Below are 25,692 nucleotides of genomic sequence, written 5' to 3' on the forward strand. Positions count from 1 at the left end.
AGGAATTTTTATCATGGCCTTAGCCGAAGACAAAGTCCGCGAAGCTCTGAAGCAAGTCATTGACCCCGAACTTTTCGTAAACATCGTCGATCTTGGGCTAATTTACGTGGTCGCCGTCGGCGAAGAAAAAGAAGACGGTCGGCATGATGTTCACGTCGAAATGACCATGACCAGTCCCATGTGTCCCGCCGGACCCCAACTGGTAGCGGGAACCAAAGGTGCCGCAGAAGGGCTCGACGAAGTAGACACCTGTGAAGTGAAAGTCGTGATGGAACCCGCTTGGACGCCTGAAAAGATGACTGACGACGCTCGGGACCACCTCGGAATCTTTTAGGTCTCGATTGGCGTTAGGGACTGTCCTGAAACAAGTTCCGTAGATGGCGAAACCTTTCGTAGCTGGGAAGTTATTTCGGGACAGTTCCTTACTCGCAGCGACTTGCGAGTTGATCCGGTACGATAGTGGTGAGCGTTGGCGGGCATCGGTTTCGATGGGATACTGCCCACTCAACTTTTTTGCACTGGCGGGGTGCCTTTCAATCATGGAGTTTGAACGTGCGAATTTTTGTAGGCGAATATGTTGTTGGTGGCGGATTGGCCGACTTGCCAATCGAATCGATTCCCGCAAGCCTTCGGCGCGAAGGCACGTCGATGCTTCGCGCACTGGTCGCTGACCTTGCGGAATTTGCAGAAGTCGTGGTTTTGGTTGATCCGCGAATGATTGACAGTTCGGACGAATGTTTCACCGACGGCCCGATCGATCGACGCGAATTTTGCAAAGACCAACCGCTATGGCCCCAATGGATCGCGGCGGCCGAAGATTGCGACGCGGCGTTGATCATCGCACCTGAAAGCGACGGAGCACTTGCCCAAGGAGTCGCGATGCTGCGGGCCGCAGGAATTGACGTTGTTGCTGGCAGTGGAGATTTCTTGCGCACAGCAAGCGACAAATTGTTGACGGCCAAAAAGATGATCGCGGCCGGCGTTTCGCATCCGTTATTCATGTCAGCAACCGATCGCAGGCACGCCAAGGCGCTGACGAAATTCGATCGTTTCGTCGTCAAACCACGTGACGGATGTGGCACGAAAGAAATCCGAACGTTTGATTGTTTTGATACCGCCAAGGCAGAACTGCACGAGAACGATTTACTGCAAGCTTGGATGCCGGGCCGTGCGGTGTCGATTTCGTTGATTGCCTCGTCAACACAACAAGTTTTCTTACCGGCCGTCTCGCAACAACTTGACGACAACAGTTGTGAATATGCGGGCGGACAAGGCCCACTTGACGACGATGCTCAGCGAAGATTGACCAATCTGGCAATGCGCGCGATCGAGGCAATGCCGCCGACAGCAAGAGGATTCATCGGATTCGATATGTTGCTGGGCAAGCGTTCGAGCGAAGATTGTGTGATTGAAATTAATCCTCGGCTGACGACATCTTACGTAGGTCTGCGCCGGATGATTCACGGCAACCTTGCGGCTCGATTTTTCGATATTGAAACAGGGCCCGTTGCCTGTTGCACGCCGGTCAATTCTGTGAAATGGGCAGCCGATGGTCAGGTCTGGGTCAACGATGCAGTGGCGGAAATGTCTTAACGGCTAACGAATTGCCACGAAACAAGTTCCCAATTTCCCAAGCCGAACGCGTAAGCGAGGGATATTGTTTGACGCGGAATTCCCTCGCTTACGCGTTCGGGTTGAGATTTGGGTGGAATCTAATCTCGTGAAGTTATTCCAGGACAATTCCTAAGTACGCGCTGAAGAACCAACCCACATGATCGTCGGCGTTGATATTGGGGGAGCGAACCTTAAGTTCGCAGCCGTTGACCCAAAGTCAAACAATGAAGCATGTCATTCTTGTTTCTTTCCCATGTGGACCGATGCGAACCGTCTGGCCGATGTTCTTGTTGCCGAACTATCCAGTTTCGGAAAGATTGATGCGTTCGCTATCACGATGACGGGCGAGATGGCAGACTGCTTCATCGATCGCCATTTAGGAGTCCAGCAGATTGCCGAAGCTTGTCGTTTGGCGGCGACGAAGGCGGGCGTTGATCGATTCGGTTTCTATCGTAGTGACGGCAGGTTTACGCGTTTGACGGAATCGAAGAAGGAAACTGATTCGGTGGCGTCTGCGAACTGGCACGCATCGGCGACGTGGTTGGCATCGAAGTTTTCAGTTGATCATGGCATTCTGGTCGATATCGGTTCCACGACAACCGATTTGATACCGATCAACAACCGCGAAGTTTCCACCCCTTCTAAAACTGATCATGATCGTCTTTGCGAAGGGGCGCTTGCCTATGTTGGGTGCGGCCGCACGCCGGTATGCAGTCTTGTTTCTTCGCTGTTGATTGATGGGAAATGGTGCCCTGTGATGAATGAGGTCTTTGCGACAATCGACGATGCATTGGTCGTTTTAGAAATGACGTCGCCCGATGCGGAAGACTTACAATCTGCCGATGGCCAACCAAGGACGGTGCCGTTTGCGGCCAATCGAATTGCCCGAATGGTTGGCTTGGATCGTAGTTCAGTATCGGTGGATGTCGCCAAGCAACTTTCCGAACAGATTGTCGATGCTGCAAAAGCGAGAATCAAACAATCGTTTCACGCGGTTGACCAAGGCGGCACAATCATCCTGGGTGGTCATGGCGACGCACTTTTTGACCCACCCAGCGGACGCGGAATCATTCGATTGACGGATCGATTCAGTGAACCGGCTTCGCGTTGCCTTCCCGCGCTGGCTGTCGCGCATCTGTTTCAAAACAATCGATACGCGTTGCTATGATTCGGCGGGTGGTCAAAGTTGGCGGCAGTTTGCTGAAACGCAAAGACTTGGCCGAGCAAATTGTGTGTTGGACTGAACGTCAATCGATCGCGGAGAATCTGTTTTTGTTTGGCGGGGGTGATGTGATCAATTCAGTTCGTCAGCTTGACGAAGTTCATTGCTTGGATGTCAGTAGGTTGCACTGGCTTTGCATCGATCTGCTAGACGTTAGCTTTGCGGTCGCATCTAGTTTGTTGAGTGATTGGAATCGGATCGAGTCACAGCAACAGTTTCGCGAGTTGGTAAAACAGCAACCACGCAAGATGAATACGATCGTTCGTTGCAAATCGTTCTATCATCGTGAACGAGAGGGTAGCGCGCCGGGATCTTTGGCGAACGCGTTGCCTTGGGATTGGCGAACAACGACTGATTCATTGGCGGCACAATTGGCCATGGAAACTAACGCACGCGAGTTGGTGTTGTTAAAATCATGCGAAGTTGATTGCCGGCTATCACATCAAGAATTGGCTCGGCGGGGGATTGTTGACGCAGCATTCCCGAATGCCGCAAAATCAATCGCATCGGTCACCGCGCAGCGGCTTTGTTAGAAACTGTGCAGCGGCTTTGTTAGAAACTGCGGAGCGGCTTTGTTAGAAACCGCGCAGCAGCTTTGTTAGCAGCTTAAAAATACCAGCGGGAAAAGAAGTCTCCGCTCGTCATTTCTAAACCATCCGCTGTAACGGCTTGGTCGATGTCTTTGTGCTGAAGTTCTTTGAGCACTCGATCGGCTTGGCCGGTCGTCGAGCTTAGCCGATGCATCCAGAGTGATTTGAGTGTGCCGACGCTATCGAATAGATCTGGCCTAAGCATCATCGCGACGCTTGAGGCCACCGCATGGTTGGCACCGGGCAGAGATGTTTGCTGGGATGTTCGACGTTGAAGTGCATCGCGCATTGCTGCGTTCATCAGCCATGTTGTGGTTCGACCGGCGACACCGACACTGAAATCACGTGACTCTTTTGCATGCTGTTTGGCAAGTTCAACGTTGATTCCGTAGCGAGTCAGATCGGGCATGTCGATCGACAGACGGCCGATCATCGTATCGGTCCAACGCTCCACAACGCGTCGCAAACGGTTCAGTCGGACTGCGTCGGAGACAGAATTTCCACGACCGAAAAGCATGATCTGTTGAACACGATTCCTCGCCTCCAAATGACTCAAGTAAACCGCATGCGTGACTGGCGAAATTTCATCGACCCGTTGGACGGCATCAAGGCCGGCGGCAATCGCGGCCACCACGCGCGTCAGCATTTCAGTGACTAAAACTTCCTCCATGACCCCGGCGTGTTGCTGCCACCACGTCTTCAGTTGCATCACATTGCCGCTGTCTTCGGCGGCTCGGTAACGCGCCATCGTTTGATGCCAGAGTTCCAGTCGATTCCGGGATGCTGACCAGTATTGAGAAACGGCTTCCGCGGGCACGCGATCGCTGCCGTGTAGTATCGCTGGTCCATGCTGAGACATCATCGCAGCTAAATCGGCTATCAGGACGCAGTGCATACGGGAACGTTCAACAAGAGCGGCATCGGGAAGGAAACTTGATGGGTTTCCAAAGAAGCAGCTCGCGTGCCGTAGTCAGACGTTAAGTGTCGATCGCATTACTAAGTCGCATTGCAGCATGCACTTAAGCGAATCTGGATCACGGATTAACCCAACCGTCACATCACGACGACGTTGTTTTTTTACAACGTTCGTTCCAGCGGTTCACCGCAAGACGACGTGTTGATGCACCCAGAAAGGGATTGGGATAAAGAAAAACGGCCCGGGTTCTTGTGCCCCAACGACAACGCCCCACAGCGTCGTTGATGGAAAAACCCAGGCCGTTAAGGATCGACATTGGATGGATGATGTCCTGCCCCACGCAATCCATCGGCATCCAACGCCGTCACTGTATAGATATCGGGCAGATGCCCATTGAACTTAGATCTAACTTTTTAAAACTCGCACTTAGTGGGGGTTGGGTTTCCCCGAAAGGGTCATGCAGCAGAGGGGCATTCAGCAGAGGGTGTTTCAAGTGATCGAGTTTTGAACGAAGGCGTGTTCAACCAGCTCGTTATCAATCGCGACGCATATCCTGCATAACCCGATATGATCGGCCCATCGATGAATCAATCGAAACAATTTGCAACAAATCAAGATTCCTTTCGGTTTCGCTGTTAATCATCGTGCAAAGGTTGAATTGGCCAACGAAGGCTTGCCGAATTTAGTCGTTAGCGGCAAATCCACTGTGCTCAAATCTACTTTGAGCCCAAATGCATTTTGGGAAGGAACAGTTATGACAGTGATCGAATGTGAAAAGCGTGACCGACGCACTCGAGAAAAAATCTTAACCATCTTCCGTGGTGATGCATCTCTTCGAGACCATGTCGAACTGATCGAAATCGAAATTGAGCATTCACGAATCGTGCTCAGCGGTGAACTTCCCAATGGCCAATTGGTCCAGCAGTTGGTTCCTGCGATCCGTCGTGCGGGTGTCTTGTGCCAGATCGCGGTCAACATCGAAGTTGCGGCTTAGGAACATACGACTTTTTATAGTCGCGTTTCGCTCGGGACGTTGAATCAGTTACTGCGAGTTAGGCCCGGAGGGCCGGAAGCTCCTTGCCGGGTGCGCGAGCACCCGGATGGCTGCCCCGAGCCAGTGAATGAGTGAGAGATAACGCTGCCATCCGGGGATTAACGTCCCCGGCAGAGAGCTTCCGTCCCTCCGAGACTATTCACCGAACGTTATGATTGCGGATCGATCAACGACAATTTGCATTGATTTATTCGACTTCCCTTGGGATGGGCGCTCACCTGGAATTGTCCACAAAAAAACCGATTGACAACCGTTTATCACAGTTGCCAATCGGCTTTATAGAGTGCTTCGACCTTTCGGCGGCAAAATGGAGCCGCTGGGAGAAACGTGAGGATCTCAGCGTGCTTCTGCACAAGCCTTTGATTGATCCTGACGAACCCTAAAAATGATCCCTCTGCCGAAAACTACTAGGCCGAAGCGTGCGAGCTTTGTTCAAGCAAGCCGTGTCATTTTAGACGCGTTTAGCCTCACAGCAAAGGTCATCGGCGCATCTTTGCGACACAATTGACCGAAGCTTGGAAAAAAAGCCTGATATACGCGATCAATCAGGCCGGATCATTTCAATCGCACCCTGATCAATCAATAGACGACTGATGGAATCGGCTAAATGCTCAGCCGCATTATCAGTCCCAGCATCGACGGAATCACTGTTATCGAGTCGTCGATCTCCCTGCTGCGTCAGCACCACCGTCGCCAGTTTCAACTGCGTGTCTTCAAGAATCGCATGTGCTGCGATTGGTGCGAGGCACCCCCCGTGCAGAGCGGACAACAACCGGCGTTCCGCGGTTACTGCCATGCGAGTCGGCATGTGGTCGAGTTGGTTGACCGCATCAAATGAACGGGTGTCACCGGCGCGCACCTCGATTCCCAGTGCCCCCTGGCCAGGTGCTGGTAACATTTCATCGAGCGAAAAAGTGTATCGCGATAAGTCATGCATTTCCAAACGCAGGATGCCCGCTTCGGCAAGCATGATCGCATCAAATTCACCATCATCCAGTTTTGCTAATCGCGTTTGCACATTTCCGCGAATGGACATGACGTTTAAATCAGGCCTTAACGATAACAATTGCGCCGCCCGACGACGGCTGCCAGTTCCGACGCGTGCTTGTGGTGGCAGATCGGCAAGTGACCATGCTTCTTTGGATACAAGTGAATCGACGACGGTTTCTCTGGTCGGAACTGCCGCCAATTTCAAGCGATCATCAGGCTCGGTCGGCAAATCCTTCAGCGAATGCACTGCGACATCGGCTTCATCGTCCAATAGCGCTCGTTGAATTCGCTTGGTGAAAACGCCCACCTGCCGCGTCCCATCGATTGGCGTCATGTCAACATCACCGCTGCTGACCAGTGGCACCAAAACCGACTCAATGCCGTTTTCCATCAGCAACGCCGCGACATGCTTGGCTTGCCACAACGCGAGCGGACTTTGACGAGTAGCGATGCGAAGGGCAGGAATCATGTGGTAGCGAGACGTGCTGTAGGGATGAAAACGAAATTAGGATGCAAATGTAAGTGATCTGCCGAGTTCGGCGAGTTCGCCGACGTGGGTTCTAGGGGGCCTGAACTTGTCGGGGTATGATAGGCCTGACGGGGGAAAAGTGAAATCGGCGGAACCTTGCTTCGGTTTGATTCGTGTTTCTTAGAAGCAGTCGGTTTTTGCTCGAAATAGCCCGTTAGAATCAACAAGGTTGAATTCCGTCGATCTTCGTCAGGCTTTTACACCCCACTTATCTGTGAATCAGTCTTCATCGCCAGACTTCGTTGACCCCGATTCATCTTCAGCGCAAGATGCGATTACGCCGCTGCCGATCTCCGAAGAACCGACGCGAGATTCGTCGTTCCTTGGTGCAGCGGTCGAAGACGACGGTGAAAACTCGAGCGAGTTTGAGCTCGCTAGCTCAGAAACTTCGTCAGACCGTGTTCCCAAACAGTTGGGCGACTATGAAATCGGTCAAATGATCGGAGCCGGCGGCATGGGGAACGTGTACTTGGGTCAGCACGTTCGCATGCAGCGAACCGTCGCGATCAAAATGCTTCCGATTGCTCGTATGAAAAATGAAGAAGCGGTTCAACGTTTCTTTGCCGAAGTGCGAGCAGCATCGCGATTGTTGCATCCCAACATTGTGGCTGCCTTCGATGCGGGATCCGTTGAAACGCAAGAATTTGGCAAGATTCATTTTCTTGCGATGGAGTATGTCGATGGCGTGACGTTGACCCAGGCGGTTGCCAACAAAGGTCCGATGAGCGTCGGTGAGGCGACCGCGGCTATTCGGCAAGCGGCCCTTGGTTTGTTGCATGCTCATCGTGCGGGAATCATTCATCGTGATGTCAAACCTGGCAACCTGATGCGTGCCGGCGACGGAACCGTCAAGGTTCTTGATCTTGGACTTGCCAGGATGAATTCAGCGATCATTCCAACAGCCAAGTTAAGTGACGTTCAAAGCGATTCGAAGACAGATTCCAAAGATAACAGTGGTCGGTTGGTCGGCACACTCGCGTACATGTCACCCGAGCAGTTGGAAGACCCCAACTCCGCTGACATCCGTAGTGATATCTATTCGCTTGGTGCAACGCTTTACTTCCTGCTAACCGGCACGCCGCCGTATGTTGGCGAATATCTGGATCTTGTTTACGGCCATCGCCACGGTGACATTCCAGACCTGATGCAATCGCGAGGAGACATCGACCTCAACTTTGCCAACATTTTTTCTCGCATGGTAGCCAAGTCGCCATCGGAGCGCTACGAGTCGCTTGACGAAGTGATTGAGGCGCTGGGCGATTACGCGAGCGAAACTGACACGCCAAATTGGTTGGTCGAATTTACTCAGCGAAAAATTGGGACCGATGCATCCACCATTTCAAGCCGGTCTGATCCCGACGGCGAATCAAATGTCTTTGGAATCGACTTTGGAATGATGTATGCCTCCGCAGCGATTGCCAATCCAAAGGGCGGAAACCGCAAACTTCAAGCAGGCGACGACGGGCAATCGATCATGCGATTAGCGATTGCAACGGACCGTCATCTTTTAGTTTACGGCAAGGACGCGATTGGGCGGCGGCGAGATTCACCGCTGCAGGTCGCTCATTCCTTACCGCTCTACATGGGGCAAAAGTCTGTTGCCCGACGTTTCGCCGGTCGCCAATGTCCGCCAGAAGTTTTGATGGCGTTGATGATGCGCCAAGTGTTCACTCGATCGTGGGACCAACTGAGTCTTCCCCACGCGACCGCCATCACGATCCCGTCTAGTTATGACCAATTACGTCGGCGATGCATGATCCAGGCGGCGCAGATGGCAGGATTTCCGTCTGTCCGATTGCTAAGCCGCAGCATTGCCGCGGTTCAATCGTTGTGGATGGAAAAAGAGGGTGACGCTGAAAGGCAATCGAAAACGGTCCCGGGAACGATCTCGGATTCGGATGATCAAAACATCTTGTTCGTTTCGCTGACGGGACAAGCAACCGAAGTCGCGATCATACGTGGTGGTCCGTCGAGGCTGCAACAATTGGCGACGGCAGGTCACTGGAGCTGTGGCAAATTACTTTGGCTGCAGCGGCTTGTAGACTTGGCTGGCAAACTGTTCAAAGAGCACCATGGTATCGTTCCGAAAGCCGACAAGAAGTCTGCCGTGCGGTTGCAGATCGCTTGCGAAGAGGCACTCACTTCGCTGCTGCAATTTCCTTCTGTTTCGGTCGCTTTGGAAGTCGCCGGTAAGAAGCATGCAGTGCAAGTGTATCGTCGCGATTGGCTTGGGCAGTGTCAGGATTTGATCGAGACTTTACAGAAGGCGGTTGATCAGGTTTGTTCGGAATCGAAGTTGACGATTCAGCAAATCGATCGCTGCGTCATGTTGGGCAGCCTGCTGCGGATGCCTGGTGTTGCCGAATCGCTGTTAGACGGTTTGCCCAAAACAACGATCAAGACATCGATTGACCGAGGTGACGTGGCGAGAGGTGCGGCGGCATGTTTGGCAGCGGAGCTACCCGGCCGCAGTGACAACGGTTTACCGCCCCGCAGCGTCACCAGTCAAACGATCGGAATCGTGGTGGAAGACAAGAAAGGTAGACGCCGCATCCTGCCAATCATCCCACGTGGCACGCTATTACCGGCTCGCACCAACCGCCGATTGTCGGTCAATGATTCACGCGAGCACCTAAACGTATCGCTGGTGGAATCATCCGGCGTTGACGGAAGCGGATGGCAGACGTTGGGACGCCACGAAATCGAAGTGGGATCAAGCGGTGTCGGGAAGCGATCACGAACAATTAGCTTTGAAATCAACGTCAATGGACTGCTAACGGTTCGTGCGCCCATGCCCGGCGAAGCCACGCCCAGTATCCTAACGACCCGCCGCCTGCCAGCACTGCCGGCTGCCGCGATCACTGATGAAGAATTGGTCGATTGGAAAAAGTGGGTGGAAACCGTAGGGTGATCAGCAGTCGGTTCCGTTCCGGCAATTGCATTTTCCTGTGTTGGATTGCCGGAACTGCGCTTCGCTTGTTCCGGCCTACATCAACTGCCTCAAGTCCCTGCGATTGCGGAACTCGGGCTTCCTTTCGTCAGCGCTGATCGCAGGTCAGGCTGAATTTGAATCGCCTTGGTTCGTTCAGACCAGCGATCAATTGCCGCGATCATTCGCTTGGACCCGAGTTCATCAAAAAAACTTAGCCAGGATCGGTCGCGGCGGTAACCGAGTCCGCCCTGCATTGCGAGATCGAACTGCGTTACATCGGTGACGGTTCCGTCGGCAACCGCGTGTGCCGCTTCGATCCACATGGGAATCGATAAACGGTCAACCAAATCTGCATGCGACAATTCAAGGTTGTCATCACGGCGATAGCGATCCACCAAGGCCAAACACTCGGTCGCGAGTCCTTCCGAGCGATTGCCAGCGTCGTCGTAGTCGAACAGGCCAGCGCCCGTGTGCTTTCCCATTCGTTTTGACTTGACCAATCCGGCCAGCAACGGCGACGGTGCGATTCGATTCGGAAACGCTTGCCAATACACTCGCCCGGCATCAAACATGGTTCGTGCTCCGATCGTGTCGATCAATTCCAGCGGCGAGATCGGCATCCCGTATTCGATGGCTGCGTCTTCTAGGTCTTTCGCTTCGACGCCCTGGCAAAGCAGCATCAGCGCTTCGTTCAGGTAAGGCGACAGCAAACGATTGACGATGAAACCTGGGCCGTCGCGAACGACAAGCGGTGTCTTTTTAAGGTCTTGGATATGCGCGATCGCACGTGCGAGGCTTTTGGAATCCGTCTGTTTCCCCTGAATCAATTCCACGGCATCGCGAGATTCAACGGGCATGAAAAAGTGCATTCCACAAAACTGCTGGGGCCGCTGTAGTCCGTCGGCCAGATCGCCAATCCGAAGCGTTGACGTGTTGCTGCATAGGATTGTGTTTGGATCGAGACGGTTCTGAACTTCTGAAAAGAACGATCGCTTCAGATCCAAACGTTCCGGAATTGATTCAATCAGCAGCGGAACAGGATTCTGCGAAGAGATTTGTGGTCGATGAATCAGCGAAACCGATGGCAGCCCGCATGGATGAGTCATGGCTTCGCTGACGTCCCACTGGTCGAGATCAAGCGACAGTGAATCGGTCGCTGCAACCAGTGCCTTTAGATCCTGATCCACTAAACAGACTGACAGCCCTGCATCGGTGTGAGCTCGCAAGATTGCTTTGCCAACGACACCGACGCCGACCAAAATAATTGAGGGCGAACAGCGTCGGTCGGTGGGAGTCGATTCAAGATTCATCTACGCCGACAGATTTTAAGAATGTTTGGGAACTGTTGAGAAAAAACTTACGGATAAGGAAACCGTAACCGTAGCTGATCCCGCCACGGTTCAGTTGATCACGACTTGCGTTCTACTGAACCCTGGCGGGATCAGCTACGGGGCGCGCACGAAAAACGCCGCCTTGGATATCCAAAGCGGCGTTGGGGTTTCTGAACGAGTCGGTGTTAGCCGTTACAGGTTCGGCGTCGTGTACGGTTCGACATCGCCAACCATGTGGAAGTGGTTATGGTCAATGTAGACCACTTCGATGGCTTCTTCGTCGTGCAGCGTGTGTGGCACGGGATAGCCGATCGTTGTTTTCTCGTCAAAGTAGATCGTGCATTTGTAGTGGGCGTGGTGCAATTGAGCGGGCCCGATCAAAGGATAGAATCGAGGCGGGTCAATGTAGTCGGAGATCTTTTCTTTGATGATGCGAACGTTGTTACGTTGCTTTTCGTAGATCAACGGAATGCCGCCTTGAACCGGACGAGCCGTTTCTAGGGCGTGCATGACTTCATCATCACTTGGTGGATCCAAAGCTTTGACGCTGCCGCCGGAAGTGGTCGGTCCCAGGATTGGCACTCGCTCGTAGCGTTCTTTCTTCCAGAACTTTTCTTCTTGCTTGTGTTGGTAGTACGGGCTCACTGGCATCGGATAGCCGAGGAATCCGAGATTGTATCCGCCGCCCAGGCCGAAGCAGCCGGTCGAGGAAACAATGACGGTCACAGCCAAGCCCATCGCAATGTGGGCGGCCCAAGAACGCGGCGTTGCCGATTCTTTGGCTGCTGTGAGCGATGAATTGTTGTTAGTTGGGCAATTCATGGTGGTCATCCGAGTAACCTTCCGTGGTTCGTTGTGCGAGCCGTTCTTATGACGTCGGCGAATGCGATTCGCGCTCGCTTCGTACTATCTGTATCGTGTGAACTTAGGAGGATCTTGCGGGTAATTCCGAAGATTCTGAAAAAGCCGAACAAGTTATCGTTACTTCGTTCGTGAAACACGCCCCAGTTTCATGCGTTTGTATTTCGAGTTGCGACACAATGATGTAGGCCGGAACAAGCGGAGCGCAGTTCCGGCAATACGATGACCTACGATGCAATTGCCGGAACTTCGCTCCGATTGTTCCGGCCTACATTTATCGGTCTACGAAAAAACCCACAGACGACGGTGCCATCGCCTGCGGGTATCCGGTTGCCTGCGTCAGACGCGAGGCATTTGTTTCGTCTTACTAAAGACGCTGAAATGAGCGTTCTTTAGCGATCGGTGAAGTCCAAGAACCACCAACCGTCGTCCCATTCCAAGCTGACCTTACGCCATCCCAATGGGACTTGCGGGTAAGGATAGAACGGTCCGATGAAGGGCCATGCAGTTGGGCTGTATTGTTGCGGGTAGGTCACCGCGGCGTAGTTTGAATTCGCTGCGTAGCCTGGCCAAGCGTAGTTGGGCAAGTTGGGGCTGTCGTAGCGAGGTGCACCGACGGGAGCGTGAGGTGCCATGGGGACAGGTGTTCCCATCATTCCGCCACCGCCACCAAATCCGGTCGCCATTGCTTGGGTTTGACCTTGCATGCGGTACGGAGCAGCTTGCATGACCGGTGCTTGTTGCATCGGTGCGTGCTGCATTTGCATTTGCTGCATCGGTGCTGGATTCATCGGTGCTGGGTTCATCAGCGGTGCCGCTTGCTGAATCGGTGCGGATGCCAATTGGGCTGGCACACGTGGTTGAGGCGATTGCTGCGGTGCTTGCAATGTTTCCACTTCGGGCAATTGCTTCAGCGAAGGAGCGGCCGTTGGAACGGCGATCGATTCACGTACACCTGAAACACCCGGCGTTCGCTCGGCGATTCGCAGGATCGTGTTTCGTTGCTCAGGCGAAGCTGCGCGACCGGTCAGTTCAACAACGCCGTCGTTGCACTGAACATCGACGCCAAAACCTTTCAGTTGGCCTGCGTTTTGAGCTCGACCAAGAGCCGAAACCACCGCGGAAACCACGTTTTGGTCACTGTTGGTGTCTTCCATCGCGGCGACCGGTTGGACGACGCCTGGCACGACCGTCAGAGGCTCGCGGCGAAGCTGGCGAACAACCTGAGCTTCCGAAGCCAATGCTTGGCTGAACGAAAAACCGCTCGTGTCTTCTGGCGTTTCTTCGGTTGCGGTCATTACCGGCTTTGGTGTCAGCACCACAGCTTCGGGCGGCTCGGTCGCCATTTCGGCTTTAGGCACCGGTGCAGCGATTTGTGTCACGCTGACTTCGTCAACCACTTTGGCGATGCCTTCGATACCGCTAGCGGCCTGCAGCACCAGTTGTTTTTGGTCATTGGCGTTCACGTTTCCGCGGAACAGCACCACGCCTTGATCGACTTTCATGTCGAGCGTGAAGTCCTTTAAAGCACCCGAGTCACGGTTACTTTTTAGACGTTGCATGATTTGTTGGGCGATTTCGCGGTCACCAGAATTGGCGTCTGCAGAATTAATTTCTGCGGCCTGGGCCTGGATCGGCCCGAGGCTCGCGAGCGCGGCAATCGCGATCAGTAGTTTCTTGCGTCGCATCAGATATGCCTCCGAGCAGTCCTAGGTTGTGTTCAGTCCTGAAATCTTCTGGGCCGTCGATTCGTAGTCCGTGGGACGCACATGCCCGGTGGACGATCTCTTGTTTTGCTTCTTCGAACGGACACACCAGAGGAGTGTTGTTGGTTGTTTCGGTCGTAGGGACCTATCGCTGGTAGGTTTTTTCCAATTTTGGCGCTGATTCGGTTTGAAACGTCCCAATCGACCTGTTTCACGGCCGATTTCAACTGCGAAACGATCGAACCACCGACGCCAGCGTGAAAAGAATGCCGATTGCCGGTACAGCAACAATGATCAAACGCGGTTGAGCGGCGACCACGGCCAAGGCCACGACCAAGCCAACGGCGATTCCCGGCGGCAACCAAGCGGCGGGCCGTTTTAGCGAAGGCCACGCCAACCACAACGCAGCCATCACCAAACCAATCCGTCCCGATGCCGACGCGGCAAACCGAGCGGTCGAATCGTTTCCGAACTGCCAAGACACAAAGGCTGAAACGATCAACAAGACAACTGAAATGACCAGCACCAAGCGGCGGCGCATTTGCCAATCGCTGATAGAATCGCTTGGGGAACGGTCCGTTGGTGGGCGAGATGTCATTGCGGTAAGCTTAGGCGAAGTGACGCTAGCCTCCAAACCTAGACAAATAGCCGATGAAAATTCTTTGTTTCAGCGACCTCCACCGCGATCGCGACGCAGCCATGCGATTGGTCAACATAGCCGAAGACGTTGATGTCGTGATCGGTGCCGGTGACTTTGCCAATCGTCATCAAGGTGCAACCGATACGCTAGAAATCTTGTCGCAAATCAACTTGCCAGCCGTGTTGGTTCCCGGAAACGGCGAAACCGTGGAAGAACTCCGCTTGGCCGCGGCAACTTGGTCCACCGCTACGATACTGCATGGCGAAGGATGCGTCGTTGGCGGTGTCAATTTTTGGGGCGTGGGCGGCGGCATCCCGGTGACTCCCTTTGGCGACTGGAGCTATGATTTCAGCGAAGAGGAAGCAGTGCCCATGCTGACTGGTACACCAACCGGCGGCGTCTTGGTCGTCCATTCACCACCGATCGACACCGTAGACCACGACAGCAAAGGTCTGATCCGCGGCAGTCAGGCGATCCGTGATGCGGTCGAATCGAAGAAACCTCAATTGGTGGTCTGCGGACATATCCACAGCGATTGGGGTAAGAAAATCAAATTGGGACCGACCAGCATTTTGAACGCCGGACCCCAAGGAATGATTGTCGAAATTGATGATTCAAATTCAACAGAAGCCTCGTAATGGAAATATGAACTCCGATGCAAGAAGCTGAAACCATTTCCGAAATTTACGGCACCGACAGCGAATCCAGTTCTCCGTCGTCGCCAAAATCGTTTCGCGTTTGGGTCGCGATCGCGATCGTTGTTGCGATGTGGATGATCTTGATCGTGCCAGCGATGCTTGCGCCGCTGACCAAGATGCATTTCTACTCGATGCAATTGGGGCCAATGTTTGGTGCAATCGGGCTTTCGATCTGGTGGATGAATACACGCGTCATTCCGCGGAACAGTCGTTGGCTTGGACTCGGTCTGATGTTTTTGATCTTTGCGGTCACGATGTTCTCGATCGACTTTTCAGTCATGATCGCGATGCTGGTCAAAGGCCTGCCGATCGCGTTGACGTTACTGGTAGCGGGTTTTTTTGTTGGCAGTTTCGTCAACGCCCGCAAACAGGCGTGGATCGGCTTGACGTTCTTTTCGGCCGTGATGATTGCGGGACTTTTCGTCCGAGCGGAAGACCCGGATGCTGAGTTTGCATTTGATTTGGTTCCGCGATGGAAACCGACTGCGGAAGACAACTTTCTGGACTCGTTGCAAAACGTATCGGCTAGCGAGGAGGCATCCACCATCGATTCAGATGCTCTTGAATTGCCGGATGCGGTGACATCGAAAGATTGGGCAGAATTCCGCGGACCCAAGCGTGATGGAATCTTGAACGATGTTTCCTTTTCAACCGATTGGGAATCAAATCCGCCTGCGGAACTTTGGCGGCACCCGATCGGTCCAGGCTGGTCTTCGTTTTGCGTCGTCGGGCCGGTTTTTTACACGCAGGAACAACGCGGCGAACAGGAAACCGTCTCGGCGTACACCGTTGCCGATGGTCGCAGTGTCTGGATTCAAGAAACAGAATCCAGATTCGAAGCATCGATGGGCGGCGTTGGTCCCAGAGCCACGCCGACGTATGACAACCAACAACTTTTCGTCACCGGTGCATCCGGTTTGGTGCAGTGTTTGGATGCAAAATCGGGTCAGCCGATCTGGCAATTCGATTTAATGGAACAGTTGGATGTGCCGCTACCGTCTTGGGGATTTGCCAGTTCGCCGCTGCTGTACAGCAACAAGAAAGAAGAGCTTGATGATGATCTGGTGATCGTTTTCGCTGGCGGTGGCGAAGAGCACGGAACCATCGCACTGGATCGAACCACCGGCAAGCTTGCTTGGTCAACGCCCGGTGGGAATCACGGTTACAGCTCGGCGCAGCTTGCAACGATTGAAGGCACCGAACAAGTCTTGATCAGCAGCAATCGAGGCTTGCAATCACTCGATCCGCAAACCGGACGCGAGCTTTGGAATCATGAATGGGACATCGACGTGATGGCTCGAGTGACTCAGCCCACCGTCGTCGGCAGCACGGCTTACCTTGGGACTGGCTACGGCAACGGAACACGACGAATTGATATTTCGCGTGATGGCGATCAGTGGTCAACCGAACATGCGTGGACCGAATCGATGAAACCTTACTTTAACGATTGCGTTTACCACGAAGGCTTTCTGTACGGTTTCGACGGCCCCATTTTTATGTGTCTGAATGCCGACACGGGTGAGAAGGCATGGAAGCGTGGCCGATACGGGCATGGACAAGTGTTGTTGGTCAAGGAAATGGAAACGCTGTTGATCGTGACCGAGAAGGGTGACCTGGTTCTAGCGAAGGTGAACCCCAACAAACTGGAAGAGATCGTTCGCATTGCGTCCGTGGAAGGCATCACCTGGAATCATCCCGTGATCGCTGACGGCAAGTTGTTTGTTCGCAATGCCGAAGAAATGGTCTGCTACGAGCTTGACGTTCTGGCACCATTGGTCACGTCGCAGTAAAGGTCACGACGCAGCGGATTGCCGATATTCCAACGGAAATGGTGATTCGCTGGCCGTGAGGCACTGTTTGGATTTACTGCGTCATTCGGTATGCCTGGTCACAGGCTTGTTGATTTACGGAGCCGTTCGGGCGACGGAGACGCAGTCTTGATCGCGCAAGCCGAGTTGTCTCTTGCCGATCAACTATCCTTCAACCGACAGTCGAGCATCATTTTGCAATCGCTCACAATCGAAAACGAACTCAAAGAAGTCTTCATGTACGGACACAAAACACGATGAGCGATCCACGCAACGAGCCTGAATCGCCCTGCATTAATGTTTGCGTTATCGACGGTAGCAAAATGTGTGTCGGTTGCTACCGGAATTTAGACGAGATTGCTGCGTGGGGAAGTTGCAGCGATCAACAGAAACTTACGATTCTGGACGCCGCAAGAAAGCGGCGTGAGACTTCTGAATAAGTAGCACAGGTTTCTGGTTCCCAGACGGAGCCTGGCCTGATGACAATCATTTCAACGCAGCAAATTGGGCAAGCTGCACCATGGCAGACAACATTTCCCTGATCGCCAGGGTGTAGGCCGTAGCGAGCCATAGCGAGCCTTAGCGAGTTACGGCAATTTGCGCACCGCCGTAACTCGCTTTGGCTCGCTACGGCCTACTTTCTAGTGCCCAGACGTAGCCTGGCCTGATGGAAATCATTGCAACGCAGCAAATTGGGCAAGCTGCACCATGGCAGGCAACATTTCCCTGATCGCCAGCATGTAGGCCGTAGCGAGCCTTAGCGAGTTACGGCAATGTGCGCAACGCCGTAACTCGCTATGGCTCGCTACGGCCTACTTTCATGGGGCGTGACAAGCTGACAACGACACATTTTCATCAGCCCAGGCGTTGCCCACGCGGTTAAACAGCCAACGTGGGCCGGAACTGTGCTGAAACTTGTTCCGTGTTTGGCGAAATCTTTTGTAGCTGGGCCCGCCAGGGTTCAGTCGGGTACCGCTACTGATGGACTGAGAAGGTGCTGAACCCTGGCGGGGCCAGCTACGACAATTACGTCGAAGATGCTTTTTCCTGCATTCGCTCTCGTAGCTCTTTGCAGGCGTCGGCGGGGTTACTGCAGAGAGAGCAACTGGTGCTGCCGTCTTCGGATTGCTGGCTGGCGATTCCGCCGCAGGAACCGCTGATCTTTTTGCCGCTGAAGATCACACCAACGGCCATTGCGAACAGCAAGACCGCGAAGGCGACGAACGTGATTGCCAAAACAACCCAGGGTTGGTTCTCAGCGACGGCATTGTCGGCAACTGCATTTTCGGTAACGGATTCGCGTGGTCTTGAATAAGCCGCGAAGTCACCGGTGCCGGTTCGCCAAAAACCGTCTTCGCCACGACTGACAAGCAAAGCAGATAAATCTTGCTCTGATGCAACGGCTAGACCTTTGGTTTCACCCAGAACGTTGATCGCGGTCGCCCACGCATCGGACTCCATGCACAGATCGCTGACGATTGAAACTGATGCCAAATCGTGCGTGATCGGACGGCCAGTTCGCGGGTCGATGGTGTGCGAGTAACGTTTGCCGTCGATTTCGATGTAGTTGCGATAGTCGCCCGAAGTTGCCATCGATTGGTCGGTCATTTCATAGGCAATGTCAAACTGATCGGCTGCCGCATCGGGAACTTGGATTCCGACCTTCCAAGCCTGATCGCCCTTCGTGCCAACGGTTCGGACCTCGCCACCGATTTCGACGAACATGTTGGCGATCCCAAGTTCGGTGAGCCGGTCAACGACTCGGTCCACGCCGTGACCTTTGGCGATGGCAGAAAGATCGATTTGCAAACCAGCAATGGACTTCTTGATCGCGGGCGGATCAAGACGCACCGAAAGGTTTTCGTAACCGACGACCGACGACAACTCATCAATCTGAGCGTCCGTTGGTACCGAATCGGTTCTGGCGGCCGGACCAAAGTTCCAGGCGTTTACTAAGGGGCCAATGGTGACATCGAACGCACCATCGGTCGCCTTTGCGACCTTTTGTGCGTAGGCGACAACCTCCGCGAAAGGCTTACTGATCGGAAACCAATCCGTGGAGTCTGATTCATTAAACCGCGAGATTTGAGACGACTTCAAGTAGTTCGACATCTCGTCGTTGACGCGGCGAAGCTCCGCATCGACTTCTAGCCGCAATTCGTCGAGATCGGGCAGAGCCTGATCGCCTGATTCCGATTTATCATTGACGTAGGCTTTGACCGTGTAGCTGGTGCCCATCGTGCCACCAGACCAAGCAATGATCTCACCCGCAGCCGCGGGCGACACGAACAGCATCAGCCAAAGAATCCCTAGCGAGAGCTTCGCGAAGGAAGCGTGACTCCATACCGGACGATGCTGGTCATTCACGGGTTAGCCGCCGAAGTCGTCAAAGGCAATGTTCTCTGGTTCAACACCCAGGTCATCAAGCATCTTGAAGACCGCTTGGTTCATCATTGGTGGGCCACAGATGTAGTACTCGATGTCTTCTGGGGCTGGGTGCGTGCTGAGGTAGTTTTCGAGCAGCACTTGGTGAATGAATCCTCGGTAGCCTTCCCAGTTGTCTTCGGGCAACGGTTCGGACAACGCAACATTCATCTTGAAGTTCGGGAAGTCGCGTTCAATCTGCTCGAATTGGTCCATGTAGAACAATTCGCGACTGCTTCGACCGCCGTACCAGTACGAAACCTTGCGGTCCGTCTTTTGTTCTTTGAACAGTTCAAAGATGTGGCTTCGCAGCGGAGCCATCCCAGCACCACCACCGATGTAGACCATTTCGGCTTGCGAATCCTTGATGAAGAACTCGCCGTAGGGACCACTGATGGTCGCTTTGTCGCCGGGCTTGAGGCTGAAAATCCAGCTACTCATCTGACCAGGAGGCGTTCCTTCGGGAGCACGCGGCGGCGGCGACGCGACGCGAATGTTGAGCATGATGATGCCCTTTTCGCCGGGGTAGTTCGCCATTGAGTAAGCGCGGATAACGGGCTCGTCAACCTTGGAAACGTACCGCCAAATATCGAACTTGTCCCAATCTTCGTGAAACCGTTCTTCGATGTCGAAATCTTTGTACTTCACGACGTGCGGTGGAGCTTCGATTTGAATGTAACCACCGGGACGGAAATCAACCTGTTCGCCTTCGGGAAGCTTCAGCTTGAACTCTTTGATGAACGTCGCAACGTTCTCGTTGCTGATGACTTCACATTCCCACTTCTTGGTGTCGAAAGCTTCCGGTGGAACTTCGACATCCATGTCAGTCTTGACGGCAACTTGGCAACTGAGGCGTTCACCTTCGGCTGCTTCTTTCTTGTTGATGTGGCCCTTTTCCGTTTCCAGAATATCGCCACCACCTTCGTGGACCTTCACCTTGCACTGAGCACAGGTGCCACCGCCGCCGCACGCACTGCTGACGAACACGCCAGCATCAGCGAGAGCGCTAAGCAGTTTGCCACCTGCCGCGACTTCGACCTCTTTTTGATTGTTAATCATGATCTTGACTGGCCCCGTTGCAACCAATTGGCTGCGGGCTCCCATAATGACCATGACCAATGCGATCACGACAAGCGTGAACATCAGGACGCCAAGGACGATTTCCATAGTGAAAGACTCTGAGGGTGAGTTTTTGTGTTTGGGTACTGTAGGCCGTAGCGAGCGGAGCGAGTTACGGCGGGGTTCAATGCCGTACTTCGATCCGATCCATCCGGCCTACTTTTGCTTCTTAAAGTTGAATTCCGCCGAAGGACATGAAAGCCAAAGCCATCAAGCCAACGGTGATGAACGTAATTCCTAAACCGCGAAGCGGTGGAGGAACATCACTGTATTTCATTTTCTCGCGAATTCCCGCAAGCAGCACGAGGGCAAGCGCCCAACCGACTCCGCAACCAAGCCCGTAAAAACAGGATTCGACGAAGTCATAACTGCGTTCCTGCATGAACAGCGAACCACCAAGGATGGCACAGTTCACGGTGATCAACGGCAGGAAAATACCCAACGCGTTGTACAGAGGCGGGAAGAACTTATCGAGCACCATTTCCAGGATCTGAACCATTGCCGCAATCACGCCGATGAAGCTGATGAAGGCCAGGAACGATAGGTCAACGGTGGAGAAGTTCACGGTCGTTTCGGGAATGAAACCATTCGCCCACGACATCGCACCCTTTTTCAGGATGTATTGATTGATCAATTGGTTGGCCGGAATCGTGATGAATTCAATCACGATCACGGCGGCACCCAGACCGAGGGCTGTCTTCACATTTTTGCTGACAGCCAAGAACGTACACATGCCTAGGAAGAAGGCGAGTGCGAGGTTTTCGATGAAAACCGCGTTCAAGAAAATGCTGAGGTAGTTTTCCATGGTTAGTTCCTAAGCGCTTTCGATTTGGTCAGTCTTGAATGCGCGAATGATCCAGATCAGCAAGCCGATCAAGAAAAACGCACTTGGAGGCAACAGCATCAAGTTGTTCGGGTTGTACCAACCGCCGTTGCGGTCCAGCACCATCAGCTCGACTCCGAAGAGTGAACCGCTGCCAAAGAATTCACGGAACGCGGCGACAAACATCAGGACCAATCCGTAACCGAGACCGTTTCCGATCCCGTCCAGGAAGCTAATGCCAGGCTTGTTCTTCATCGCAAAGCCTTCGGCCCGCCCCATCACGATACAGTTCGTAATGATCAAACCAACAAACACCGATAATTGTTTGCTGATGTCGTAAAAGAAAGCCTTTAGCACTTGGTCAACGACGATCACCATCGACGCGATCACGGTCATCTGAACGATGATTCGGATACTGCCGGGGATGAAGTGACGAATCGCACTGACGGCAAGGTTACTGAAACCGCAAACCGCGATCACAGCCAAGCTCATCACCAGCGACGTTTCCATCTTTGTTGTTACCGCCAGCGCCGAACAGATTCCTAGAATCTGCAGAGCGATCGGGTTGTTGTCCACGAGTGGATCAACAAGGACATCCATTGATTTTTTAGCCATCGCTTTGCTCCGACTCCTTCATTTCTGATTTAAGCTGCGTCAGGAACGGGCCGTAAGCATCGTCGCCGGCCCAGTAACGAACCAAGTTAGTGACGCCTCGGCAAGTAATGGTCGCGCCCGACAAACCGTCAACGGCGTAAACGTTGTCAGTCGGTGCTGGTCCCTTGAAAACGTTCGCGGCAGGATTGCCATCTTCGTCGTACAAATGGACACCGTCCCACTGGGCTTTCCAGCGCGGGTTATCGACTTCGCCGCCCAGCCCAGGAGTTTCCTTGTGCTGGTAGAACGTAATTCCCTGAATCGTTTTCAGGTCACTCTTGAGTGCCAAGTAACCGTACAACGTTCCCCACAAACCTTTGCCGTAGATCGGCAAAACGACCTGCTGAATCGAATCACTGCCGGGTCGTTTGACGAAGAAAACCTTCATCGTTTCTGGCCGGCGTTCTTCGCCTGGATCGAATTCAGGATCCGTGATTGCGATGCTGGTCGCTGGATTGGACATTGCGTCCATCAGTTTCCAGGTATCTGGATTCGCATCCACGTCGTAGGTGCCTGATTCCAGGCTAACCATTTTTTCGCTGACCCAACCGTACAACTCTTTGATACGTTCGGGTTCCAATTCACCCGCCACCTTGCCGTACTCGCCGATGGCCAGTCCCGCTGCGTCGAGGATGTTTTTCTGTTGATCCAACTTTTCGTTGGCCTCTTGGATTGGGCGTAATGCAACCGCGGCGGCGCTAACCGCCAGCGAGCATACGACACACAAAACGGCCGCAGCCATCAGCGTGTAACCAAGTGAATCACGTTGTTGCATAGCGAGCGGCCCTCCGGCGAACATTCATTTGAACTACGAACCAATCAATCAGTGGAGCGAACACGTTGCCGAACAAAATCGCCAACATGATGCCCTCGGGGTATGCCGGATTCACGACGCGAATCAGGATCGTCATGAAACCAATCAGAAAACCGTAAACCCATTTTCCTTTATCTGTCATCGATGCACTGACCGGGTCAGTCGCCATAAAGACCAGCCCAAAGGCGAGCCCACCGATCACCAAATGCCAATGCGGCCCAATGCTGAACATCGCGTTACCGCCTTCTGCACCGGATGTGTAAGTTCCCATCATCAAAGCCGATGTCACCACCGAACCCAGAACAACACCCGCCATGATTTTCCACGATCCAACACCGGCGAAAATCAAAATTGCGGCACCAACAATGCAAAGCAACGCACTGGTTTCACCAAAGCAGCCTTGGATATTGCCAAGGAACGCATCCATCCATGTAATCGAATCGGTCCAAGTGGCCTGTTCGGCCATCCCGACACCTAATGTGTGCTGAATCGAACCAAGCGAAGCGATTGCGTCGGAACCGTCTTCGGCTAGTGCAAGTTGACCAAGCGCCGTTGCACCGCTGTAACCATCCACGGCGGTCCAAACACGGTCGCCGCTAATTTGTCCGGCGTAAGCGAAGTAAAGAAACGCGCGGCTGGTCAGCGCGACATTCAAAAAGTTTCGACCGGTTCCGCCGAACACTTCCTTCGCAACAATCACTCCGAACGCGATCCCCAAAGCCACCTGCCAAAGCGGAATCGATGCGGGCAGCGTCAGTGGAAACAGAAGGCCCGTGACCAGGAACCCTTCATTGATTTCGTGACCGCGAAGGACACTGAAAATCATTTCAATGTGCCCACCGACAAACATGCAAACGATGTAGACCGGCAGGAAGAATATCGCACCAAAGATAAAGTTCGCGATGTGGTTGCCCGGATCGTAGCTGAACCCCAGCGACGTATAGATCGCGTGATGCCAATCCTGGTCCGGCGTGACGCCAGCGGCCAAGCCTTCGGCCATCGCCTGGTTGGCAAGGTGCCCGACATTCCACATTCCGAACAACGTGACTGGCACCAGTGCCAAAACCACGGTGATCATCATGCGTTTTAGGTCGATGGCGTCACGAACGTGCGTCGCACCGTGGGTGACTTCACCTGGCGTGTAAAGAAACGTGTCCGTCGCTTCGTAAACCGGATAGGCCGCCGATAGCGGACCGTCCTTGACGAACAGCGGATGGACTTTGTCCAAAAGGTCTCTCAGTGGTTTCATCTACTATTTCCCCTAGCCTTCACGTTCAATGGTCGAAAGGCTCTCGCGAAGCAATGAGCTGTATTCGTATTTTCCGGGGCACACAAAGGTGCAAAGCCCGAGATCTTCTTCTTCCAGCTCAAGCACTCCAAGCGACTGAGCTTCGTCGGTATCCCGGTAAATCAGTGCCCTCAGCAGTTGCGTGGGCAAAATGTCCAGCGGCATCACCTTCTCGTAAGTTCCCATGGGAACCATCGCACGCTCGCTGCCATGAGTGGTCGTTGTCATCGCAAACTTCTTGCCAGGTGTCCCTGCGGAAGCATAAATGCGAGTCAACGAATACTTCTCAAAGCCCGGCATTTGCCATCCCAGGAATTCTCGTTCTTTGCCCTCGGCCACCGCACAAATTTGTTGGTGGTACCGCCCCAGATAATCAACCGGAGAATTTGCGACGCGACCACACAAAACGCTGCCACTGATTGGCCGAATTTCCAGCCCGTCCTCGCACTCATTTTCCAGCAGTTCACTGACGCTTGCACCGATTCGAGTTTCCAGCAACCGAGGCTGCTTGACCACTGGACCCGCCAGCGAAACGACTCGGCGAACATCCAGCTTGCCCGACTGTAGGAAAGAACCGATGGCACAAACATCTTGGCAACCGATGTACCAAACGACTTTCGACGGGCCGACTGGATCCAGGAAGTGGATGTGGGTTCCGGGCAGGCCCGCTGGATGGGGACCGCCAAATGATTCGACTTCGACGCCGTTGATTCCCGAACCAGGAATCTCCGCGTCGGGAGCCTTGCAGACGAACACTTTGCCATCGGTCAACTGCGTCAACGCTTGCAGACCGAGCTTAAACTGATCTTTTCGCTGAGCGATAATGATCGCCGGATCGCCGGCGAGCGGATTTGTGTCGATCGCTTGAACAAAAATGGAACTGGGCGACGTTCCGATCGCTGGAACCTTGCCATAGGGCCGCGTGCGAAGCGATGTCCACAGGCCGCTTTCGACAAGCTTCTCTGCGAGCTTTTCACGACCCAGCGAAAGAGGATCGCTGTTAGCAACGCCGTCGAATTCAACCTGGTCGTTGCTCTGCGAATCGACATCGATTTCAATCGACTCGAACTTACGCTTTGCACCACGATTGACTTCGCGAATCGTTCCCGTCGCCGGTGCAGTAAAGACGACGCCGACGTTCTTTTTGTCCTCAAAGATGGGCTGACCCAACTTCACCCGGTCGCCAGGACCAACCAACATGGTTGGCTTCATCCCGATGTAATCGTCACCCAGCAAAGCGACGCGGGACACATGCCGAGCCGGTTCAATGTGCTGTTCGGGGCTGCCCGAAATGGGTAAGTCCAATCCCTGCTTGATCGTTGTCATCGATGAACGTTGCTCGTAAATCAAAATCGGATGTAAGATCCCTTCGGCAACAGGCGAACCCGATTCCCTGGTCCGTCCCGCCGTCAATCACGAGCAAGCTTGTGAAATTTTTCACAAACTTTCTCCAAGCCGAAGCCCAAAGTCTTATCGGACTTCAGGCTGTTGGGATTCGGTCGAACGTGTGTTTTGGCAATCAAAGAATTGAGTGCGAACCGTCGCTGCAAAGCAATCTCTTGCGAGCGATCAATATCGCATAGCAGCAAAAAAATCGCAACGGCTGCTGTGGAAAATGTGTTTTAGAAAATCTCTATCGATCGCTACAAACAAGCGATTGGCCTAACGGTTCTGCAGTT

The 25,692-nt window shown here is 53.5% G+C and carries 23 protein-coding genes; 10 read left to right on the forward strand and 13 right to left on the reverse strand.

What is annotated here, in order from left to right; genetic code table 11:
• Positions 1-13 precede the first annotated feature (13 nt).
• From RC85_RS07030 to RC85_RS07045, 4 genes are all read left to right on the forward strand, one after another.
• A complete protein-coding gene (locus RC85_RS07030; protein ID WP_068260358.1) occupies positions 14-334 on the forward strand; it encodes a metal-sulfur cluster assembly factor in 321 nt (106 codons plus the stop codon).
• 218 nt (positions 335-552) lie between these two features.
• Positions 553-1,593 (forward strand): ATP-grasp domain-containing protein, encoded by a 1,041-nt coding sequence (locus RC85_RS07035; protein WP_149752680.1) that lies wholly within the window; start codon positions 553-555, stop codon positions 1,591-1,593.
• A 178-nt stretch (positions 1,594-1,771) separates the two neighbouring features.
• Entirely contained in the window at positions 1,772-2,782 is a 1,011-nt protein-coding gene (locus tag RC85_RS07040) for a hydantoinase/oxoprolinase family protein (protein WP_068260364.1), read from the forward strand.
• Complete coding sequence (locus tag RC85_RS07045; RefSeq protein ID WP_068260367.1) at positions 2,779-3,369, forward strand: amino acid kinase family protein; 591 nt, start codon at positions 2,779-2,781, stop codon at positions 3,367-3,369. The genes RC85_RS07040 and RC85_RS07045 overlap by 4 nt, the downstream gene beginning before the upstream one ends.
• 73 nt (positions 3,370-3,442) lie before the next feature.
• Here RC85_RS07045 and RC85_RS07050 read toward each other — a convergent pair whose 3' ends face one another.
• Positions 3,443-4,288 (reverse strand): hypothetical protein, encoded by an 846-nt coding sequence (locus tag RC85_RS07050; protein ID WP_149752681.1) that lies wholly within the window; start codon positions 4,286-4,288, stop codon positions 3,443-3,445.
• A gap of 808 nt (positions 4,289-5,096) precedes the next feature.
• Here RC85_RS07050 and RC85_RS26690 point away from each other — a divergent pair.
• Both RC85_RS26690 and RC85_RS27425 read left to right on the forward strand, forming a co-directional pair.
• On the forward strand, positions 5,097-5,336 hold the full coding sequence (locus RC85_RS26690; protein WP_068260473.1) for a hypothetical protein: 240 nt from the start codon (positions 5,097-5,099) through the stop codon (positions 5,334-5,336).
• A gap of 242 nt (positions 5,337-5,578) precedes the next feature.
• The gene (locus tag RC85_RS27425) at positions 5,579-5,779 is read left to right on the forward strand and encodes a hypothetical protein (protein WP_162273181.1); all 201 of its coding nucleotides are present in this window, start codon (positions 5,579-5,581) and stop codon (positions 5,777-5,779) included.
• 158 nt (positions 5,780-5,937) lie between these two features.
• Here RC85_RS27425 and hemC read toward each other — a convergent pair whose 3' ends face one another.
• The gene (gene hemC, locus RC85_RS07065) at positions 5,938-6,855 is read right to left on the reverse strand and encodes a hydroxymethylbilane synthase (protein ID WP_084422426.1); all 918 of its coding nucleotides are present in this window, start codon (positions 6,853-6,855) and stop codon (positions 5,938-5,940) included.
• 274 nt (positions 6,856-7,129) lie between these two features.
• Here hemC and RC85_RS07070 point away from each other — a divergent pair, with 274 nt between their 5' ends.
• Entirely contained in the window at positions 7,130-9,826 is a 2,697-nt protein-coding gene (locus RC85_RS07070; RefSeq protein WP_068260380.1) for a protein kinase domain-containing protein, read from the forward strand.
• Positions 9,827-9,915: 89 nt separating this feature from the next.
• On the opposite strand, the gene RC85_RS07075 is transcribed toward RC85_RS07070, so the two are convergent.
• From RC85_RS07075 to RC85_RS07090, 4 genes are all read right to left on the reverse strand, one after another.
• Positions 9,916-11,157, reverse strand: coding sequence for a 3-hydroxyacyl-CoA dehydrogenase (locus tag RC85_RS07075; RefSeq protein WP_068260383.1), 1,242 nt, complete (start codon positions 11,155-11,157; stop codon positions 9,916-9,918).
• Positions 11,158-11,370: 213 nt separating this feature from the next.
• On the reverse strand, positions 11,371-11,916 hold the full coding sequence (locus tag RC85_RS07080; protein WP_149753100.1) for a hypothetical protein: 546 nt from the start codon (positions 11,914-11,916) through the stop codon (positions 11,371-11,373).
• A 515-nt stretch (positions 11,917-12,431) separates the two neighbouring features.
• Positions 12,432-13,727, reverse strand: coding sequence for a BON domain-containing protein (locus RC85_RS07085; RefSeq protein WP_068260385.1), 1,296 nt, complete (start codon positions 13,725-13,727; stop codon positions 12,432-12,434).
• 241 nt (positions 13,728-13,968) lie between these two features.
• Positions 13,969-14,343 carry a hypothetical protein gene (locus tag RC85_RS07090; protein WP_235033228.1) on the reverse strand — a complete coding sequence of 125 codons (375 nt, stop codon included), beginning with the start codon at positions 14,341-14,343 and terminating at the stop codon, positions 13,969-13,971.
• Between the two features lie 53 nt (positions 14,344-14,396).
• Here RC85_RS07090 and RC85_RS07095 point away from each other — a divergent pair, with 53 nt between their 5' ends.
• The 3 genes from RC85_RS07095 to RC85_RS28990 all read left to right on the forward strand — a co-directional run bounded on the left by RC85_RS07095 (position 14,397) and on the right by RC85_RS28990 (position 17,331).
• Complete coding sequence (locus RC85_RS07095; RefSeq protein ID WP_068260392.1) at positions 14,397-15,023, forward strand: metallophosphoesterase family protein; 627 nt, start codon at positions 14,397-14,399, stop codon at positions 15,021-15,023.
• Between the two features lie 17 nt (positions 15,024-15,040).
• The gene (locus RC85_RS07100; RefSeq protein ID WP_068260395.1) at positions 15,041-16,873 is read left to right on the forward strand and encodes a PQQ-binding-like beta-propeller repeat protein; all 1,833 of its coding nucleotides are present in this window, start codon (positions 15,041-15,043) and stop codon (positions 16,871-16,873) included.
• Between the two features lie 275 nt (positions 16,874-17,148).
• Positions 17,149-17,331, forward strand: a complete 183-nt coding sequence (locus tag RC85_RS28990; protein ID WP_068260401.1) for a DUF1289 domain-containing protein — start codon at positions 17,149-17,151, stop codon at positions 17,329-17,331.
• Positions 17,332-17,917: 586 nt separating this feature from the next.
• On the opposite strand, the gene RC85_RS07115 is transcribed toward RC85_RS28990, so the two are convergent.
• The 7 genes from RC85_RS07115 to RC85_RS07145 all read right to left on the reverse strand — a co-directional run bounded on the left by RC85_RS07115 (position 17,918) and on the right by RC85_RS07145 (position 25,339).
• Complete coding sequence (locus RC85_RS07115) at positions 17,918-19,258, reverse strand: FAD:protein FMN transferase (RefSeq protein WP_235033212.1); 1,341 nt, start codon at positions 19,256-19,258, stop codon at positions 17,918-17,920.
• Positions 19,259-19,261: 3 nt separating this feature from the next.
• Positions 19,262-20,482 carry an NADH:ubiquinone reductase (Na(+)-transporting) subunit F gene (gene nqrF / locus RC85_RS07120; RefSeq protein WP_068260404.1) on the reverse strand — a complete coding sequence of 407 codons (1,221 nt, stop codon included), beginning with the start codon at positions 20,480-20,482 and terminating at the stop codon, positions 19,262-19,264.
• A 121-nt stretch (positions 20,483-20,603) separates the two neighbouring features.
• Positions 20,604-21,239 (reverse strand): NADH:ubiquinone reductase (Na(+)-transporting) subunit E, encoded by a 636-nt coding sequence (gene nqrE, locus RC85_RS07125; RefSeq protein ID WP_068260407.1) that lies wholly within the window; start codon positions 21,237-21,239, stop codon positions 20,604-20,606.
• 9 nt (positions 21,240-21,248) lie between these two features.
• Positions 21,249-21,872, reverse strand: a complete 624-nt coding sequence (locus tag RC85_RS07130) for an NADH:ubiquinone reductase (Na(+)-transporting) subunit D (RefSeq protein WP_068260410.1) — start codon at positions 21,870-21,872, stop codon at positions 21,249-21,251.
• The gene (locus tag RC85_RS07135) at positions 21,865-22,686 is read right to left on the reverse strand and encodes a Na(+)-translocating NADH-quinone reductase subunit C (RefSeq protein WP_084422427.1); all 822 of its coding nucleotides are present in this window, start codon (positions 22,684-22,686) and stop codon (positions 21,865-21,867) included. The genes RC85_RS07130 and RC85_RS07135 overlap by 8 nt, the downstream gene beginning before the upstream one ends.
• Positions 22,673-23,974, reverse strand: coding sequence for an NADH:ubiquinone reductase (Na(+)-transporting) subunit B (locus RC85_RS07140; RefSeq protein ID WP_068260416.1), 1,302 nt, complete (start codon positions 23,972-23,974; stop codon positions 22,673-22,675). The genes RC85_RS07135 and RC85_RS07140 overlap by 14 nt, the downstream gene beginning before the upstream one ends.
• 12 nt (positions 23,975-23,986) lie before the next feature.
• Positions 23,987-25,339: a Na(+)-translocating NADH-quinone reductase subunit A gene (locus RC85_RS07145; protein WP_068260482.1), complete on the reverse strand. Its 1,353-nt coding sequence runs from the start codon at positions 25,337-25,339 to the stop codon at positions 23,987-23,989.
• Positions 25,340-25,692 lie beyond the last annotated feature (353 nt).

Origin of the sequence: Rubripirellula obstinata, from assembly GCF_001642955.1 — a bacterium.
Taxonomy (GTDB): Bacteria; Planctomycetota; Planctomycetia; order Pirellulales; family Pirellulaceae; genus Rubripirellula; species Rubripirellula obstinata.